The following is an 18,095-nucleotide window of genomic DNA, read 5'->3' as shown; positions in this document are numbered from 1 at the left end:
AAACACCTCCACGTTGGATTTATAGGTTTAATACCCGTTTTTCAACGAAAGGTGTTTTTATTTGTCTCATTTTTTTAGGTCAGTGCGATTGCATCACTAAGGTTTCTACAGTTCAGTTAACTCCATAATTGATTGAATAAACTACGTTTCGGCCATTCGATAGCCGAAAAATTGTTTAAACTCCCTCCTTCTTTTTCGTAGAGTGAGCATCTTCTTTTCGACCATCTCCTTTCGATTAGTTAAATATAATTTATCATATAAATTTAATTTTGTAAATATTCAGACTAATTTTATTTTTGTTCTGAATCCCTCTTCCCTTTCCACATAACATTTGAACATTCACAGTAAATTCGCTATGATGGTCATGACGAAAGAGGTGTAATCATGTCGAACCCTATTACCGATAAAAATAAACAAGTGAATTATTTAAAAGAGCGTCTTCAAATTTTTGTTGAAGTTTTAGATGCCATTGATCCCGAAACTGCAGATATTGAGGATATCGACAGACTCATTCAAATTATCGATGATGTTGAAGAAAAAATGGACCAATTCAATCACCGTAACGATTCAACTAAAGAATAAGTAATGAAATCGAATGAAACCATCTGAACTATTCGGATGGTTTTTATATTGGAAAGAAAAGTTAAACCATTAAAAAATGATAGAATAAAAACCTTAACTCTCTATCTCTCTTTTTTTCGTGAAATGAAAAAGGTATAATAGAATTGAGAGTAAATTTCTTTAATATTCTGGGGGGAATATAAATGTCTCAAGTAGCGACATCCTATTTACAAACATTAGAAAAAAGTCTTTATGACTTAGTGAGCGAAACTTCCACTAATTTACCAGCAGACGTTCGCCGTGCGATTAAAAAAGCTAAAGAAGCTGAAAATGCCGGAACACGTGCTGCAATGAGCTTAGACACGATTACAAATAACATCGTTATGGCAGAAGATAACGTTTCACCTATTTGCCAAGATACAGGTTTACCTACTTTTAAAGTAAAAACTCCAATCGGTGTTAACCAATTAGAAATTAAAGCTGCTATTAAAAACGCAATTGTTCAAGCAACTAAAGATGCTAAATTACGTCCAAATGCAGTTGACTCTTTAACTGGGAAAAACAGTGGAGATAATTTAGGAGACGGACTTCCAGTTGTGAAATTTGAACAATGGGAGAAAGATTATATTGAAGTTAAATTAATTTTAAAAGGTGGCGGGTGTGAAAATAAAAACATCCAATACAGTTTACCATGCGAATTAGAAGGTTTAGGCCGCGCTGGACGTGACTTAGATGGTATCCGTAAATGTATTTTACACTCTGTATGGCAAGCACAAGGACAAGGCTGTTCAGCTGGTTTTATCGGTGTTGGAATCGGTGGGGACCGTTCTTCTGGATATGATCTTGCAAAAGAACAATTATTCCGTCCCGTTGACGATGTCAATCCAAACCCTGATTTAGCAAAATTAGAAGAATATATCGTTGAAAAAGCGAATACTTTCGGCGTTGGTACAATGGGCTTCGGAGGTGAAGCAACATTACTAGGATGTAAAATTGGCATTATGCACCGTATCCCAGCATCATTCTATGTATCCGTTGCTTATAACTGTTGGGCTTACCGTCGTATGGCCATCGATATTGATGCGACAACTGGTGAAATTAAAAAATGGCATTATCAAGAAGGAGAAAAAGTTACATTCCGTGATGAGCCAAAAGCTGAAACAAATTCAGAAAGTAAAGTAGTAGAACTTACTGCACCAATTACTGAAGAACAAATTCGTGAACTTAAAGTAGGCGACGTTGTAAAAATCAACGGTCGTATGTATACTGGTCGTGATGCAATTCACCACCACTTAATGAGCCACGATGCACCTGTAGACTTAAACGGTCAAATTATTTACCATTGTGGACCTGTTATGGCAAAAGACGAAAATGGTAACTGGACTGTTAAAGCTGCTGGTCCTACTACTTCAATTCGCGAGGAGCCTTACCAAGGTGACATTATGAAAAAATTCGGTATCCGTGCTGTTATCGGTAAAGGTGGTATGGGGCCGAAAACACTTGCTGCCCTTAAAGAACATGGCGGTGTTTACTTAAACGCTATCGGCGGTGCTGCCCAGTACTATGCGGATTGCATTAAAAGTGTAGATGGTGTCGATTTACAAGAGTTCGGCATTCCAGAAGCAATGTGGCACTTAAATGTAGAAGGATTCACTGCTGTTGTTACAATGGACTCCCACGGTAACTCTTTACACGCAGACGTTGAAAAATCTTCATTAGAAAAACTTTCCCAATATGCGGAAAGAGTATTCTAATTAAACAATGTAATTTCATCAATATTTGTTCATCAAAACCTACAAGGATCATTGATTCTTGTAGGTTTTTTCTTTTCCTCCCCCTCCCTTTACATCAACTTTTTTCATGAGTAAAACAAATATGTTTTACAATTCCACACGTCTATATTATAATAATTATAAATTAATAAGAATTATTAAAAACTCATATGGCAATTGAAAATTATTATCAATATTGAATTATATGAGTTTTGATATTGATATTCATTATCATGAGGAGGCTAAAATGAATACTTCTAATCGAGAAAATAATAATCTAATTGAGAATATAAAAGAACATAAAGAACTTATTGCTGCTTTACTATCAGGTTTCATAACATTATTAGCTTGGCGTATGGAATCAAACGGACTTATAACAGCAGCGATTATCGCCTATTTAAGTGCTTTTGTTATCGGTGGATACGCGAAAGCAAAAGAAGGATTCCTCGACACAATTGAGAACAAAACATTAAATGTTGAATTATTAATGGTGTTAGCTGCTATCGGTTCATCCATTATCGGGTATTGGACTGAAGGAGCAATTCTAATCTTTATTTTTGCTTTAAGTGGTGCTTTAGAATCTTATGCAATGAATAAAAGCCATCGTGAAATTTCAGCGCTTATGAACTTACAGCCTGAAGAAGCATGGTTAGTTCGGGGTACCTTTGAACCGATGAAAGTTCCCGTTTCTACATTAAAGGTTGGAGATCACTTACTCATCAAACCAGGTGAACGTATTCCTGCTGACGGTCAAATTCTAAAAGGTACTTCTTCTATTGATGAATCGGCTATTAGCGGAGAATCTATGCCTGTTACAAAACAAGTCGGTGAACATGTATATGCTGGTACTGTGAACTTAAACGGTACCATTACAATCAATATGACCAAACCGAACTCTGAAACGTTATTCCAAAAAATTATTAACCTTGTACAATCTGCCCAAAGTGAAAAATCTCCTTCCCAACAGTTTATCGAACGTTTTGAAGGGACTTATGTAAAATTTGTACTGCTTGCTGTCGGACTTATGTTATTCCTCCCCCACTACTTACTTGGCTGGGATTGGACAACAACATTTTATCGTGCAATGGTATTATTAGTCGTTGCATCGCCGTGTGCCCTTGTAGCATCCATCATGCCAGCGACCCTTGCTGCGATTTCAAACGGTGCAAGAAATGGCATTCTTTTTAAAGGTGGTGTTCATTTAGAACAACTAAGTGCCTTAAATCTTTTAGCGGTCGATAAAACAGGGACTTTAACGGTTGGTACTCCGACTGTTACTGATATTATCGTGAGAGAAGACTTAAACGAAAGAGATGCGATTGCTACTTTAGCTTCCATCGAATCACAAGCAAATCATCCTCTAGCACAAGCTATTGTGAACTATGCTAAACAAGAAAAAATCGATATGATACAAGGTGTTGAAATTGAAGATGTTCCGGGATGGGGGTTAAAAGCCCATGACCAAAATCATTCTTACTTAGTTGGGAAACCAGAATTTGTCGGGAAACTTGAAGCTACAAACTTTGCAAACAATGCTGCAGAAAAGTTAGCTGAAGAAGGTAAAACCGTTATCTTTATGAAAGATGAACGAGGCATTGCCGCTTTAGTAGCTATGAAAGATACAGTCCGTGATGAAGCAAAAGTGGCTGTAAAATTGTTAAAAGAGCTAGGAATTGAAGTTGCGATGCTTACAGGAGATAATGAGAAAACCGCTCGAACAATCGCAAGCGAGGCTGGTGTTAATAAATTTATCGCCGAATGTTTACCTGAAACGAAAGTAAATCATATAAAAAATTATTTACAAACTTATCGAAATGTCGGAATGGTAGGAGATGGTATTAACGATGCTCCTGCATTAGCAACCGCTTCAGTTGGAATTGCTATGGGAGGCGGAACAGATGTGGCACTTGAAACAGCAGACGTTGTATTAATGAAAAATGATTTATCCAAAATTGCTTATGCGATTCGTTTATCAAAAAAAATGCAAAAAATTGTGAAGCAAAATATTCTCTTTTCTATCGCTGTTATTTGTCTATTAATCATTTCTAACTTTATACAAGTAGTCGACCTACCCTTTGGTGTAATCGGACATGAAGGCAGTACCATTTTAGTTATTTTAAACGGTTTAAGAATGTTAAAATTATAAACTAAAAAGCTTTCGCTAAATTTTAGCGAAAGCTTTATTCATTATATCCTTTTTTAACTATCCTTCTTTTATGCATTGTTGCATTTAACAATCCACCAAATATTAAAATCATTCCGGTGAAATATAACCAAAGCATTAAAATAATAATGCCAGCAATACTTCCATAAGTAGAAGTATAGTTTCCAAAATTATTCACATAGTAGGAAAAACCATAAATTAGTACGACCCATGACACCGTTGAAAAAAAGGCACCGGGTAAAACACTAATCATATGTAATTTCGGCTCTGTATTCGGTATAATCCAGTACATTAAATTTAAAACGATAAATATTAATATTGGAGGTATAATCCATCGGACAAATCTCCAAAATTCTGAAAAGGTCTCTTCGACACCTAAATAACTAAATAACGAAAAGGCAAATTGATGCCCCAATATCGGTATTAATAAGGCTAGCAGAATGAGAATGACTAGGGCGATTGTAAAAACGAGAGACCACCCTCTGTTAATAAATCCAGGTTTCCTTTCAGTTTCATAGGCGTCATTTAACGTTTTAATTAACGCATTGACTCCCCTAGATGCCGACCAAATTGTCCCGATGACCCCGATAGATAACAATCCACCACCTTGATGGGTCGTTAAAATTTCGGTTATCGTTCCTTGGGTAAGCAAAAAAACTTCTGTTGGTACGATACTTTGAAGGAAATCGAAAACATGTTCTTCATCCAAATCTAAATAAGGTAGTAAAGTAACCATAAAAATGAGTAGCGGGAAAAAGGACAGTAGAAAGAAGTAGGCTAATTGAGCGCCCATTCCGGATATGTCTACATCCCTCATTCGAACAATTAAATCTTGTATAAACCCTTTACCCGTAGTAATGTCGATTTTCGATTCATCAGGATCTATAAAGGATTTTACTAACGATAACGTCTCTGATACGGATGGTTTTCGCTCTTCACTCAATTTCGCCCACTTCCCCTCGATTAAATTTTACGATTCCTTTTTAGATGAATTGGAAATAACCTTCTTCGTATCATTTACAATGCTTTGGACTGTATTCGGTATTTCCTTCACTTCATTTAATTTACTTACAATCGTATTAATATTTCCCGAAAGATCCACATATAATTCTTGTGCCTCTTCTACTTTTCGTTCAATTAATTGTTGTAGTTCTTCTCGATTTTTTGCATAATAAACAAACGTACTTTTCACTTTTTTTGTTGTTTCAATTGCATGTTCTCTTGTTTTACGGTCAAACATACTTATAACAGCACCTGCTACTGCTCCTACAACCATTGACTTTAATAATTTACTTTCACTCATTTATGTTTTCCTCCTAAACAAGATTAAAACATTTTCATGTATAATGGTAATTATTTCTTCACAGTACCATTCTATAAAAAAATAATAGTTTTTTAAAGCAAGCACTAAATGTTATTGACAGGAAGGGCCAGTAATGAAATGATAAATTGGATACTTTGAAAGGTGGGGTCACAATGGATTTAACTAAACCATCGCGGGACAATGTCATCTATATGATTGAGCAAATTAAAGAAAAGCTTCGAATGGTCAATGTGGACGCTATGAAATCAGAGCATTTTACAGATGAAAATTACGAAGACATATTGTATCTTTACGAAATGGTTATGAAAAGAAACACGTTCAGCCCTAGTGAGATGCAAGCGATCGTTTCAGAATTAGGTGCATTACGTAAATAAAAGAAGTTTCCAACAAGGACAACATCCTCGTTGGAAACTTCCTTTTTTTATTTTTTATTATTATTTAAAGCAATAGCAATGCCTGCTCCAACTTTAGCGTTGTTTTTTACAAGGGCAATATTCGCTTTTAATGATTCACCTTCCGTTAATTCTTTCACTTTACCAAGTAGGAATGGTGTCACGTCTTTCCCTTTAATGCCTTTTTCCTCAGCTTCCTGTAAAGCCTCTTCGATAATATTATTAATGAACTTGGCATCAAGGGCATCTTCTTCAGGGATTGGGTTAGCAATGACAGCACCGCCGTTTAAACCGATTTCCCACTTCGCTCTCATCATATTTGCTACATCCTCCACAGTATTTAGACGGAAGTTAACACTAAACTCGCTCTCTCTTGTATAGAATGCAGGTAAAATATCTGTTCCAAATCCTACAACAGGAACACCTTTTGTTTCAAGATATTCTAGTGTAAGTCCGATATCTAAAATAGATTTCGCACCAGCACATACTACAGCTACATTTGTTTGAGCTAATTCTTCTAAGTCTGCAGAAATATCCATCGTGTTTTCCGCGCCTCTGTGTACACCACCGATTCCACCTGTTACGAATAGTTCAATACCTGCTAATTCAGCTGCAATCATTGTTGCTGCTACTGTTGTTGCACCAATTTTTTTCGTAGCTAATAAATAGCCTAAATCACGACGTGAAGCTTTTGCCACATTTTTGGCATTCCCGAACATTTCTAATTCTTCATCTGTTAAACCGATTTTAATTTTACCGTCGATAATCGCAATTGTAGCTGGTACAGCACCCATATCTCGAATAATTTGTTCTACTTCTCTAGCAGTTTGTACATTTTGAGGATACGGCATGCCGTGGGATATAATTGTTGACTCAAGGGCAACGATAGGTAATCCTTTTTCTTTTGCCTCTAATACTTCTTGTGAAAATGATAAATAATTTTTCATAATTGTTCCCTCCAATGATTAATTTCATCTGCATTTAGTTCTTGTCTTACCGTTTTATCGGATTGTAAAGTTTTGGCAGCATTATATAGACCAAACTTTACCGCATCAGAAAATGATTCTCCATACAATACGCCATGCACGAGAGCACTTACAAAGGCATCACCAGCTCCCGTTACATCGATTACTTCCGCTACATTCACTGCATCAAAATAAAAAATACCATTTACGTTTCCAACGATTACACCACGGTCTCCTAACGTTAGAACGACGTTTTTCGCGCCTTTTTCGAGCAGTTTTTTCACACCATCTGTATAGTCGCGATCATTCATCATACGGATATTCAAATACATCTCGGCCTCTTCCTTGTTACAAATGAAGTAAGTAACACCGATTAAATCATCCGGCATATTTTTCATTTTCGGTGCTGAAACCGGGACAATTACAAAGGGGATATCTCTTAAACAGGCTAGATTTTGTAAATAAACTACCGTTTCTTTTGGACAATTCAAATCGACAATAATACATTTAGCGTTACTCAATATCGCTTCATGTTTTTGTAAAATAGACGGCTGAAGTTGATCGTAAATCGACATATCTGCCATTGCTAAAACAAGTTCTCCCGTTTGATCTAATACCGCACTGTAGGAACCTGTTTTCAAATCGGAAAAGACTTCAATATAATTTAAGTCCATAAACGCCTTGCTTTCATGTTCAATAACCTTCGCATCTTGATCTTGTCCGAGTAATGTAATTAATTTCACTTCATTGCCGAGCCTTCCTAAATTTTCAGCAATATTTCTTGCTACGCCTCCGACGCTTTCCGTTACACTCGACGGATTGGACGTCCCGTATTGTACACGGCCATCAATATGGAATTTTCGGTCAATGTTGGCACCGCCAATGGCAACGACTGAATTTTTTTCCGGTAATACATAAGCTCGTCCTACAATTTCTCCTTTTTTAATAAGGCCAGAAATAATGTTGGCTAAAGCAGGCCTCGACATACTTAATTGTTCAGCCATTTCTTGTTGTGATAAAAAAGGATTGTTCTTTATCGCTTGAAGAACGAGCAGCTCTTTTTCATTCACTGACATACCACCTTATATGTACAATTGTTTTAATGGTGAAACATTTGTTTAAAATTATAAACTTTTGTTTGACATTAGTCAAAATAATTTTTCAAATGAAAAAACCCGAAAGTAATATAATTTACTTTCGGGTTTTTTATTATTGTTCATTTACTTTTGTACCATCTTCTTGAACAAGTTGTTGTATCAACACTTCTACACGACGGTTTTTCGCTCTTCCTTCTTCTGTCTCATTTGAAGCAATAGGCGAATATTCCCCATATCCCTTTGCACTAAAATATTTTGGATCTAGCTCAGGATTATGGTCGATAATTAATTTCATTAAATTGACAGCCCGCATCACGGATAATTCCCAATTCGATTTAAATTCCTCGGTATTTTGAGGGACGTTATCCGTATGTCCTGTAACGACAATATAACGGGCTGGATCCATTTGTAATAGTTTCGATAGCTCATCGGCAATATCTACATAATCTTGCTTCACATCTGCCTTACCTGGATCAAACAATATACTATCTCGAATTGTAATTAATAACCCTTCGTCCGTCATTTTCGTAGCGAAAGTACTTTCTAATTCATTGACCGCAATAAAATTATCAACCCGCTCTTGGATTGCTTGTAATTCTTGTTGGTCTTGAACATAGGCACTTACCGAAACACCGTCTGTTACAGTATTCGAAGACTCTACAACGGAAGAGTGTTCCATAAAACTATAACCGCCATCAAATATTTCACTAAAAACAGCAGACATTTGTTCTAACTTTTCTTGATCTACGGTACTAGAAGCAAATAACACGATAAATAATGCCAATAGTAGCGTTAATAAATCCGAGTAGGGTAAAAGCCATGACTCATCCACATGATCGTCGTGCTTTTTTCTTTTAGCTTTCTTTGCCAAGGCCACCCGCCCCGCTTTCATTCATAATTTGTTGGCGTTCATCCATTGTTAAGTAGGAAGCTAATTTTTGTTCAATTACCCTTGGTGCTTCCCCTTCTAATACAGATAAAATACCTTCAATCATTAAATACTTTTGTTTTACTTCTTCTGCTGATTTTCGTTTTAACTTATTGGCAAACGGAGTCCATAAAACATATCCAGTAAAAATACCAAGTAACGTTGCAACGAAGGCAGCAGAAATGGCATGACCTAGTTTATCAATATCACTCATATCCTTTAAGGCAGCGATTAAACCTACAACTGCCCCTAATACCCCTAAAGTTGGGGCATATGTACCGGCTTGGGAGAAAATTTGTGCACCACTTGCATGCCGATCTTCCAATGCTTCTACTTCTTCCGTTAGTACATCGCGAATATAATCCGCATTTTGACCATCAATCGCTAACGTAAGACCATTTTTTAAAAATGGATCTTCTACTTCAGATGCTTTCACCTCTAATGCAAGTAAACCTTCTCTTCTTGCTAAGTCAGCCCATTCAGAAAACATTTTAATAATTTCTATGTCACTCTTAAGTTTTGTTTCAGTAAATAAAATTTTAAATAGCTTTGGTACTCGCTTTAATTCTTTTGTCGGGAAAGCAATTGTTACAGATGCAATTGTTCCTACAATAATAATTAAAAAAGCAGCAGGGTTAATTAAAGCACTTAAACTAGCACCCTTTAACACCATTCCAACAAATACAGCAATAATACCAAGAACAATCCCTATTATCGTTGATAAATCCATATACGCTCCTCCAAATCTTCAACCTACTATTTTTTTCGACATGTTTTCTATAATTTTTACATCCTTATTTCAGAAAGTGCCAGGTTCATCATTTTTTCCTGTTTATTCAGCAAAAAACAACACTATTTAACTAGGTTAATATTTGTATCGGCCAATGAGTAAAAAGAATAATACATAATAATTAAGTTCATTAGGTATAATTAGCCAAATATAATAATAAATTAGTATATTTATTAGCTTTAGCATAAAAAATATTAGCAATTCATTCTCAAAGCTTCGTGAAATTGCCAATATTAATTTTCATCTTAAGATACAATTGTTTATGAATATATTGTATAATAGGAAACAATGACACTTGTTTATAAGAAAGGAGTCTTTCAACAATGGGTATGTATATTTCTACTGTAGTGGGCTTTTTCGTAGTAATTATGATTGCTATGGCTATGTTCATTCATTACTTACGCGTCGGTTTAAACTCTGCATCATCTGTTAAAATCGATCCTAAACCAACTGAAAAATATTAATGAAATATTCGTTAAGTCGACCAAATCCATTCCGGGTTTGTCGACTTTTTTCATATATACTATAATTTAAGCTATCAACAATAAGGGGTTGTGGAATGATGAAATCATCTTTAAATGAAATTCTTAGTTTTAATGAGTCATTTGTTAAATTTAAACAATACGAACCCTACATTACATCAAAATTTCCTGATAAAAAATCAGTTATTTTAACTTGTATGGATACTCGTTTAGTTGAATTGCTTCCAAAAGCTATGAATATGCGTAACGGAGATGTAAAGATAGTAAAAAGTGCCGGGGCACAAGTTAGCCATCCCTTTGGAGCTATTATGCGTAGCTTATTAGTAGCTGTTTATGAACTAAAAGCAGATGAAGTATATGTGATTGGCCATCATGATTGTGGGATGAGTGCAATTGATCCAGAATTGATGATTCACCATATGATTGAACGTGGTGTAAATGAAGATATTATTAATACTGTAAAATTTTCAGGTATTGACTTAGTGGAGTGGCTTAGAGGATTTGGAGATGTTTCAACAAGTGTTTTGAAAAGCGTTGATTTAATTCGCAATCACCCATTAATGCCAAACGGAACGCCTGTCCACGGACTAATCATGGATCCGAATACTGGGAAGCTGGATTTACTTTCCGATGGGAATGAATATTTAACGAAAAATAATTTGATTGATACGACAAAAATTGAACAATAATGTAAAAGGGTTAATCTTAAACGATCGTTTAACATTAGCCCTTTTATTGTACGAAAACGTTTATGAATAATAATCATATCGTAGTAAAGAATATAAATAATGATCTTCCCAACGGCCGTTAATATATAAAAGCTCTCTTAATAGACCTTCTCGAACGAAATGGGCGTTTTCTAATACTTTAATGGAACCATCATTTTTCGGTGATACATAGGCTTCAATACGATGTAATTGTACATTTTGAAAGGCAAATTCAACGACTTGTTTAACTGCTTCCGTAGCAAAACCTTTTCGAGTATAATTTTCATCAATCGAGTACCCGATGAACGCACTATTATAAGGCAACCTTTTTATGGCATATAACGAAATATGACCGATTAAATAATTCCTTCCCTTTTCATAAATACCAAAGGAATATTCTCGATTTGCTCGTAGCAAATGCATACTCTCTAATATTTTTTTAAATTGAGCTTCTTCCGTGTAAAACTCATCCTCATGGAGAGGTTCGTGGATAGACCAAAAATACTTATTCCTTCTCATTAAATCCGCTAAATTTTTTGCATCGGATTCCACTAATGTCCGTAATAATAATCGATCACTTTCGAGCTTTATCAAATGATCACCCTTTTTATGTAGTAAATTCAAAAATTTTTTTACCATCCCGTATACCTTAAAGCCTTTCCTCAAATTTTATCCAACTGTTTCCATCATTTACATTATGAACGTCTTTATACAACCCTTAAGAAATTATTCTTGATGATTAAAAAAATTCCTTTAAAATACTTCTTATTAATAATCGCTTATTTTTTATCCACTATTACATGTATGCATACAATAAACTGAATATTTACGCCCAGCTTATTATGCTTTCTAAATGTTTGAACATTATATTAGTAAAGGTTACTTATTTTCAAAAAAGGGATTCACCATCTAATCAAAAGTAGGATATTATAATTCATATGCTCTAAACATCCATTGAAAACTAGGAGAACTGTAGCTATATTTTATATCTGTATTTTTTTATCGAAAGCAATTGAAAGATTGTTTAGGTTTTTCCAAAATTTTATTACTATTTGGAAATTGTTGTTCAAATCTTAGTAAATGTATATAATTTTATAGAAAGGAGAGGAAAGAATGGGTCGTATAATCCTGCTATTTACATCGGTTATTGTAGTCACACTTTTTACAGTCAATGCATTTTGGCTACAATTCAAAGGGCATTCCACTATTCAAATTATAGATCGTTTACCGATTCTATTTGCACCAGCTAATTTTATTTATTACATATGGGTTCTTGTGTTCATTTTTCTTTTCCTTTGGATATATAACTACATAAAATTACGCCGCACTGATTATTTTATTTCGATACCCCAAGTTATTCTTTTTTTATGTGTAGTTATTTTTCAGATTGCTTCCCTGTGGAGTTGGCATAGTGAACATTTTTTACTATCCTTTGTTTTATTTTTTATACAAGTCATTTTATTATTTGGACTTTATTTAACTTATCCATTAAAAAAGGAATTGTTCAAATTAAGAATGCCTATTGCTATTTATTTTAGTTGGTCTACCTATCTACTAATTCTACATGGTTGGTACTTACTTGTTGATATGCAGTGGAAAGGTTTCGGTTTAAGCAGTGCCCTTTGGACAGTTATTCTTATGACAATCGGTACAGCCATTGCACTACATCTTCGTTATCATCATTTTGATATTGTGTATCCAATCGTTTTTATATGGTGTTATTTAGGAATTGCAGTTTCAAATGGTTTTGATGAACTTTTAGTAACGACCGCCGCTCTTTTCTTAATAGGTGTTTTGGTAGTGGGCATATTCTTTATGAAAAAAAATCCTGCGCACTTGAAGTAATTCTTCAAGTGAACAGGAATTTTTTTTTAATCTTCAATTTGTGTAATGATGATTGGTTTGTCTTTCGTAACAATAACCGTATGTTCGATTTGTGCTACTAAAGATTTGTCAGGTGTAATAAATGTCCACCCATCTCCAGCTTCCACAATATGTTCTGCTTTTTCGGATATGAATGGCTCTACAGCTAAAACCATTCCTTCCTTCATAATCGTTGCATCCCAAGCATCATAATAATTTAAAACGTGATCTGGTTTTTCATGTAGGGAACGGCCAATCCCGTGACCAGTTAAATTCATAATAACAGTTAAACCATTATCTCTCGCTTCCCGTTCAACTGCTTTACCAACTCGATTTAACTTTGAGCCCGCTTTTACTTTTGTCATCGCACGATCAAAGGCAGATTTTGCAACCGTACATAGCTTTTCCTTTTCAGTATAACCACTTCCTACAACAAAGGAAATACCCGTATCCGCAAAATATCCATTTAAAGAACCAGAAACGTCAATATTGACCATATCTCCTTCTTTAATTTCCTTTGAACCAGGAATCCCATGGGCAACTTCGTGGTTTACACTAATGCAAGTATAACCAGGGAAATCATATTCTCCTTTTGGTCCAGAAATTGCGCCTGCCTCTTCAAACATACGTCCTGCAATTTCATCTAACTCTTTTGTCGTAATACCCGGTTTTGTTGCTGCTTTCATGGCTTCACGAATTTCAGCGCAAATACGGCCAATTTTTTTCAATGCTTCTAATTCTTCTTTTGTTTGAACAATCATGTTAAACGTCCTTCCTATATACATATCTTTATATAATATACCATAATCGAAAAGGTTTTTATGACAATTGCACCTGATAGGAAATCGTTTTTTCTTTTCAGAATTATCTATACGTAGTCCTTTTTTAGATCGAATGATGGGATTATCTATTCAGTAATAAAACATTTCTCGAACTTTCATTGTTTCTATTTAAACAACTAAAAAACCAAGAATACCGTATCGATTCTTGGTTCTTCTTTATCATATTATAGAATTTATTTTATTAAGAATTGGCTTTTAGTAATCTAGGAGAAGCCGTAAAGATTAGTACACCAACGATCGCAGTTAAAATAATCGCTGGAATCATATAAGATCCGTTATAAACGATTGTGTACACCCAGACGTTTTGATCTCCTGCATACTCTGCAAAGAAAATCGCACCAGCAATGGTATGTGCTGCGTAACGCAACAATCCACCAACAACTGTTCCAAAAACAATGTATAATCCCATTCTTTTTTTATTTAAATTCGTAGCAGCATCGACGATTTGCTTGCGGAATATACCTGCAAATCCGACTACTGAAAAGGCAACAATATAGTCTAGTAACCCTTGAGCCCAGTGAAGGATATAGCCACCAAGAAGGATTTGGATAAGACCGATTAATAGTCCAGTGATTATTCCAGCAGATAATCCCCAACGAATAGCGATTAAAAGAATCGGAACCATCACAAAACTAATAGAGCCACCTTGTGCCCATAACGAAAACGATAATTTGTCTAACACAACACCAATTCCCGCGAAAATAGCAATTTCAACGAGCATTAATAATCTTTTATTGTTCATAACAACTCTCCTCTCTTTTATTCCGATGTAGAACATTGAGAAGGAATAGAAATCTTCGCCCATTATTATTTGGAAACAATGCCCCTTTACTCCAAATAAAAATGGCGTCAGGACAGAGCCTAAACGCCATGAATGGAGTCGGTTTCTATCCACATCCCTTCGCAAGTACTAACTTACAGGTTCAAAGAGTTAGTGCAATAAGTGCACAATCTCAGCTGACTTCATCAGCTCCCCTTGTGGTAAATACATCATTTTTTATTGTTAGAACACATTTATTGTATCAAAGTATATGATTTTTTCAACTAGGTTATTAAGATAAAGATATGTGTCTTAAAAAAGAAAAGGAGAAATACTAGCTTACTTAATCGTTCCTTCAATTTCTCCATTTTTTGAAATGGTAAACTCTAAACTTTTTATCGGTAACTCCGATTCTAAAATTTCATTTAATGTATGATTTTTAACAAAATCTTCAACTTTAGCTTGCTCCTTTATTTGCACAAACTCCACCATGATTGGTTTACTTTTTAATCTCTCTAAAACACTATTTATTTTGCTTTTATTTTCAAATGAGAGAGTGCTATCGAAAACATACAATTTAATCAAGAAATATTTACTATTATAATAATCTACAAAGTCTTCAATACCGTCTTTGTATTCTTTTATACTTTGTGTTAATAATTTTATTTTTGTATTCGCATTTGGTAAGTATTCTCGTACAATTTCGTTCATATATTCGGAACCTGGTTCCACTAAGTCTAAAGTGAAGTAATCATCGGTAAACTCCATTTCTTCATCTTTCTCACCATCTTTTATATGCACATTGAAGTTTGCATCGTATTTACTTGAATAAACTACCAAATCATTATACTGTGCCATCAAACTTGCAGATTGAAAGGATACCAGTTCAAAATCATCATCATATTTACTTAAATAATCAAGGGCTTTATTTTTTAATGCTTCAACTGCTTCTTCTTTAGAAACACTTTCTTCTTTCCCGTTCCCAATGCAACCGCCTATTCCTATTATTAAAGAAATCATTAATAGTATCATTAACATTCTTTTCATAAAAATAACTCCAATCGGAACTATGTATGATTCTCTATAGTCCCCTCTTCAATTTCTCCATTTTTCTTGCTAGAATAATCTAAACTTTTTAGTGGGAGATCTGATGTTAATAATTCATTTAAACTGTGATTCTTTACGTAATTTTCTAAATCCCCCTCTGCTCTTGTTTGTACAAATATGATTCTCATAGTTTTATTATTTTGTCTCATTTCCTCTAATAAACGATTCATTTTAGTTTTATCTTCGAAAGAGAGTGTACTGTCAAAAACATATAGTGAAATTAAAAATTGATCACTATATAGTAGTCTTCAAAATTATCAATTCCCTCTTTATACGCTTTTAAAGTTAAGTTTAATAACTCTATTTTTGTAACAGCATTAGGAAAGAACTTTTTAACGATAGTATTCATATATTCCGAACCAGCTTGCTCTAAATCTAAAAGAAAATAGTTATCGTTAAATTTGTCCTCATCGGTCTCATCAATATAGACTTTGAAATTCGTATTGTATTTTTTTGAATGCACAACTAAAGTATGATAATGTTCCATTACATTTTTCAATGTAAAAGATAACGGTTCAAATTCATCATCATATTTACTTAAATAGTCCATGGCTTCATTTTTTAATGCTTCAACTTCTGTTTCTTTAGAAACACTTTCTTCTTTCTCTTTCCCAATACAACCACCTATACCTATTACTAAACAAATGGTTAGTATGATATAAAATTTTTTTCTCATATTTAATTTTTCCTTTTATCCTACTTATTCTTGTTTGATGTGTAATCTTTAAAACCATCTTTATCGATATAAAGTCTATATTCATTCAAAATCTTATAATCTTTTAAATTAGATTTATCAAAGAAAGATAAGCTACTAGGCTTTTCCAAAAAGCTTTCGTAATCCTTATCCGAAATTAAAAAAACATTCATATAATATCCTATTTCTGGGATTTCGCTGTGAATCTTTTCCATAATAAGCTGAAATGAAGTAGATGTAATTGTCGAATTCTCTTTTACAATAACTGAAGTTGTAATATATCTAGGAGAATATTTTTCAACATATTCAGCTAGCGTGATATCAAGATTTGTTTCTTCTTTATCATTAGCACTAAGATAAAACATATTAGTAGAAGTCTGTAATTCGACTCCATCCATTTCACCTTTTATTTCTTCATTTATATTCTCACTAATAATTCGTCCAATATAATCGTCTTTTAATTCACCCTCTTTTGTTGTAATCGCATTAAAATGGAGTGTTTCGTCATTTTGGGGGTAAACATATGTTTGAACCGTGCCGCTTCCACCTCTACGGGATCTTCCTCCAATTGAGGACACTTCAAATTTAATACCATATTTATCCTCAAGCGATGATTCAATCTTGTTAGACGTTGTTTCATTTAATGAGCTGCATCCACATAGAGCCAAGAGTGTAGCTACCATCACAACACTATCTAAAAACAATATTTTGTTTTCATTTCCAACCTACTCTCGCATAACTTTTAATTAATTTCCCCGATTTAACATGTTGTTTATAGCTTCGTCCGAATCGACGAAACCATCTTTTGTTAACTCAACAAAAACTTTACTATCATAGTCATAACCTTCTAAATCAGAGGGATCTATATTTGCCACATTCTTTAACATTTTATTCACTTTTGTATATTCATCATCATTAAATATCCAATAAGTTGCGGAAATAGAAGGGCCATTAAACTGATTGTAAGTTTGTTGTACAATCGTTTTTAATTTTTCTGCTGTAATACTATCACCATTTTTCATGACAATTTCAACGAAAATATAGTCCGTTTTCGATTTTTCAATATATTCATCGATTGTCATATCTGTTGTAATATCAAAGGATTGTTCAGTATAACTATTAATCCATGAAGAAGCATCTAATCCTTGATCTTCAATCACTTTATTAAAAACCGATGCAAATTTATTCATTAAAAGCATCTCAGGGTAATTTTCAATAATGTTTTTTGATTTGTCCATAATGGCTGTAAATAGAATGTCAGATTCTAATGCTTTCACATACGTCGTTACCGTATCATTACTTTTCGTCCCCCTCCGTTCCCCTAAATATTGAACTTCAAAGGATTCATTGTACTTTTCGGATAACTTTTCCTCAATGATTTTAGCTGTTTTTTCATTTACATCACTACATCCTAATAGACTTACAATAGAGAGTGTGATTAATAATCTACCTATCCTTTTTAAATCGAATTTCATTCATAAACCTACCTTTACCTTTGTGTTAACCCCAATTTACTCCACAAGTTCAAATTGCTTATAAATATAATGGTACCAAATTCTTCCTAAATTTAACAAAAGGCGATGGATTTACCATCGCCTTTTTCTTTTTGCTATAAATTTATGATTATTTATATTCTTTGTTAAGTTT

21 protein-coding genes and 1 riboswitch are annotated in these 18,095 nt (G+C 34.1%); of the genes, 7 read left to right on the top strand and 14 right to left on the bottom strand.

Annotated elements, in window-relative coordinates:
* Nucleotides 1–384 precede the first annotated feature (384 nt).
* The 3 genes from ACH0B5_RS06640 (at nt 385) to ACH0B5_RS06630 (ending at nt 4,479) form a co-directional block, all read left to right on the top strand.
* Nucleotides 385–582, top strand: a complete 198-nt coding sequence (locus ACH0B5_RS06640) for an SE1561 family protein (RefSeq protein ID WP_122971932.1) — start codon at nt 385–387, stop codon at nt 580–582.
* Between the two features lie 182 nt (nt 583–764).
* Nucleotides 765–2,315 carry a fumarate hydratase gene (locus ACH0B5_RS06635; protein WP_122971931.1) on the top strand — a complete coding sequence of 517 codons (1,551 nt, stop codon included), beginning with the start codon at nt 765–767 and terminating at the stop codon, nt 2,313–2,315.
* 265 nt (nt 2,316–2,580) lie between these two features.
* The gene (locus ACH0B5_RS06630) at nt 2,581–4,479 is read left to right on the top strand and encodes a heavy metal translocating P-type ATPase (protein ID WP_406927610.1); all 1,899 of its coding nucleotides are present in this window, start codon (nt 2,581–2,583) and stop codon (nt 4,477–4,479) included.
* A 34-nt stretch (nt 4,480–4,513) separates the two neighbouring features.
* Here ACH0B5_RS06630 and ACH0B5_RS06625 read toward each other — a convergent pair whose 3' ends face one another.
* Both ACH0B5_RS06625 and ACH0B5_RS06620 read right to left on the bottom strand, forming a co-directional pair.
* Nucleotides 4,514–5,440 carry a YihY/virulence factor BrkB family protein gene (locus tag ACH0B5_RS06625; protein ID WP_122971929.1) on the bottom strand — a complete coding sequence of 309 codons (927 nt, stop codon included), beginning with the start codon at nt 5,438–5,440 and terminating at the stop codon, nt 4,514–4,516.
* A 27-nt stretch (nt 5,441–5,467) separates the two neighbouring features.
* Complete coding sequence (locus ACH0B5_RS06620) at nt 5,468–5,800, bottom strand: YtxH domain-containing protein (protein WP_122971928.1); 333 nt, start codon at nt 5,798–5,800, stop codon at nt 5,468–5,470.
* Nucleotides 5,801–5,973: 173 nt separating this feature from the next.
* Between ACH0B5_RS06620 and ACH0B5_RS06615 the strand changes: the two genes are divergently transcribed.
* The gene (locus ACH0B5_RS06615) at nt 5,974–6,195 is read left to right on the top strand and encodes a DUF1128 domain-containing protein (protein WP_122971927.1); all 222 of its coding nucleotides are present in this window, start codon (nt 5,974–5,976) and stop codon (nt 6,193–6,195) included.
* Nucleotides 6,196–6,242: 47 nt separating this feature from the next.
* Here the strand turns inward: ACH0B5_RS06615 and ACH0B5_RS06610 are convergent, their stop codons facing one another.
* The 4 genes from ACH0B5_RS06610 to motA form a co-directional block, all read right to left on the bottom strand.
* Entirely contained in the window at nt 6,243–7,160 is a 918-nt protein-coding gene (locus ACH0B5_RS06610; RefSeq protein ID WP_122971926.1) for a pseudouridine-5'-phosphate glycosidase, read from the bottom strand.
* Nucleotides 7,157–8,248: a PfkB family carbohydrate kinase gene (locus tag ACH0B5_RS06605; protein ID WP_122971925.1), complete on the bottom strand. Its 1,092-nt coding sequence runs from the start codon at nt 8,246–8,248 to the stop codon at nt 7,157–7,159. Before ACH0B5_RS06605 ends, ACH0B5_RS06610 begins: the two co-directional genes overlap by 4 nt.
* A gap of 139 nt (nt 8,249–8,387) precedes the next feature.
* Nucleotides 8,388–9,146 carry a flagellar motor protein MotB gene (gene motB, locus ACH0B5_RS06600; RefSeq protein WP_341362652.1) on the bottom strand — a complete coding sequence of 253 codons (759 nt, stop codon included), beginning with the start codon at nt 9,144–9,146 and terminating at the stop codon, nt 8,388–8,390.
* Entirely contained in the window at nt 9,130–9,933 is an 804-nt protein-coding gene (gene motA, locus ACH0B5_RS06595; RefSeq protein ID WP_122971923.1) for a flagellar motor stator protein MotA, read from the bottom strand. The genes motB and motA overlap by 17 nt, the downstream gene beginning before the upstream one ends.
* A 383-nt stretch (nt 9,934–10,316) precedes the next feature.
* Here motA and ACH0B5_RS06590 point away from each other — a divergent pair, with 383 nt between their 5' ends.
* On the top strand, nt 10,317–10,457 hold the full coding sequence (locus tag ACH0B5_RS06590; protein WP_158599695.1) for a hypothetical protein: 141 nt from the start codon (nt 10,317–10,319) through the stop codon (nt 10,455–10,457).
* A gap of 95 nt (nt 10,458–10,552) precedes the next feature.
* Nucleotides 10,553–11,164: a beta-class carbonic anhydrase gene (locus tag ACH0B5_RS06585; protein ID WP_341362653.1), complete on the top strand. Its 612-nt coding sequence runs from the start codon at nt 10,553–10,555 to the stop codon at nt 11,162–11,164.
* 60 nt (nt 11,165–11,224) lie between these two features.
* Here ACH0B5_RS06585 and ACH0B5_RS06580 read toward each other — a convergent pair whose 3' ends face one another.
* Nucleotides 11,225–11,776: a GNAT family N-acetyltransferase gene (locus tag ACH0B5_RS06580; protein ID WP_341362654.1), complete on the bottom strand. Its 552-nt coding sequence runs from the start codon at nt 11,774–11,776 to the stop codon at nt 11,225–11,227.
* Nucleotides 11,777–12,295: 519 nt separating this feature from the next.
* Here ACH0B5_RS06580 and ACH0B5_RS06575 point away from each other — a divergent pair.
* Nucleotides 12,296–13,027, top strand: coding sequence for a hypothetical protein (locus tag ACH0B5_RS06575; protein WP_341362655.1), 732 nt, complete (start codon nt 12,296–12,298; stop codon nt 13,025–13,027).
* A 26-nt stretch (nt 13,028–13,053) separates the two neighbouring features.
* Here ACH0B5_RS06575 and map read toward each other — a convergent pair whose 3' ends face one another.
* From map to ACH0B5_RS06540, 7 genes are all read right to left on the bottom strand, one after another.
* On the bottom strand, nt 13,054–13,806 hold the full coding sequence (map, locus tag ACH0B5_RS06570; protein WP_341362656.1) for a type I methionyl aminopeptidase: 753 nt from the start codon (nt 13,804–13,806) through the stop codon (nt 13,054–13,056).
* 262 nt (nt 13,807–14,068) lie between these two features.
* Entirely contained in the window at nt 14,069–14,629 is a 561-nt protein-coding gene (gene thiT, locus ACH0B5_RS06565) for an energy-coupled thiamine transporter ThiT (protein ID WP_122971920.1), read from the bottom strand.
* Nucleotides 14,630–14,766: 137 nt separating this feature from the next.
* A riboswitch (TPP riboswitch) is annotated at nt 14,767–14,874 on the bottom strand.
* Nucleotides 14,875–14,986: 112 nt separating this feature from the next.
* Nucleotides 14,987–15,694 carry a hypothetical protein gene (locus ACH0B5_RS06560; protein ID WP_406927609.1) on the bottom strand — a complete coding sequence of 236 codons (708 nt, stop codon included), beginning with the start codon at nt 15,692–15,694 and terminating at the stop codon, nt 14,987–14,989.
* A 20-nt stretch (nt 15,695–15,714) separates the two neighbouring features.
* Nucleotides 15,715–15,924: a hypothetical protein gene (locus ACH0B5_RS06555; RefSeq protein WP_406927608.1), complete on the bottom strand. Its 210-nt coding sequence runs from the start codon at nt 15,922–15,924 to the stop codon at nt 15,715–15,717.
* Between the two features lie 50 nt (nt 15,925–15,974).
* Nucleotides 15,975–16,430 carry a hypothetical protein gene (locus ACH0B5_RS06550; RefSeq protein ID WP_406927607.1) on the bottom strand — a complete coding sequence of 152 codons (456 nt, stop codon included), beginning with the start codon at nt 16,428–16,430 and terminating at the stop codon, nt 15,975–15,977.
* Nucleotides 16,431–16,450: 20 nt separating this feature from the next.
* A complete protein-coding gene (locus tag ACH0B5_RS06545; protein WP_406927606.1) occupies nt 16,451–17,131 on the bottom strand; it encodes a hypothetical protein in 681 nt (226 codons plus the stop codon).
* 63 nt (nt 17,132–17,194) lie between these two features.
* Nucleotides 17,195–17,923, bottom strand: coding sequence for a hypothetical protein (locus ACH0B5_RS06540; RefSeq protein ID WP_406927605.1), 729 nt, complete (start codon nt 17,921–17,923; stop codon nt 17,195–17,197).
* Nucleotides 17,924–18,095: the final 172 nt, after the last annotated feature.

The organism is Ureibacillus sp. 179-F W5.1 NHS (assembly GCF_045369345.1).
Taxonomy (GTDB): Bacteria; Bacillota; Bacilli; order Bacillales_A; family Planococcaceae; genus Ureibacillus; species Ureibacillus halotolerans.
This window is presented reverse-complemented; position numbering and strand designations above follow the sequence as displayed.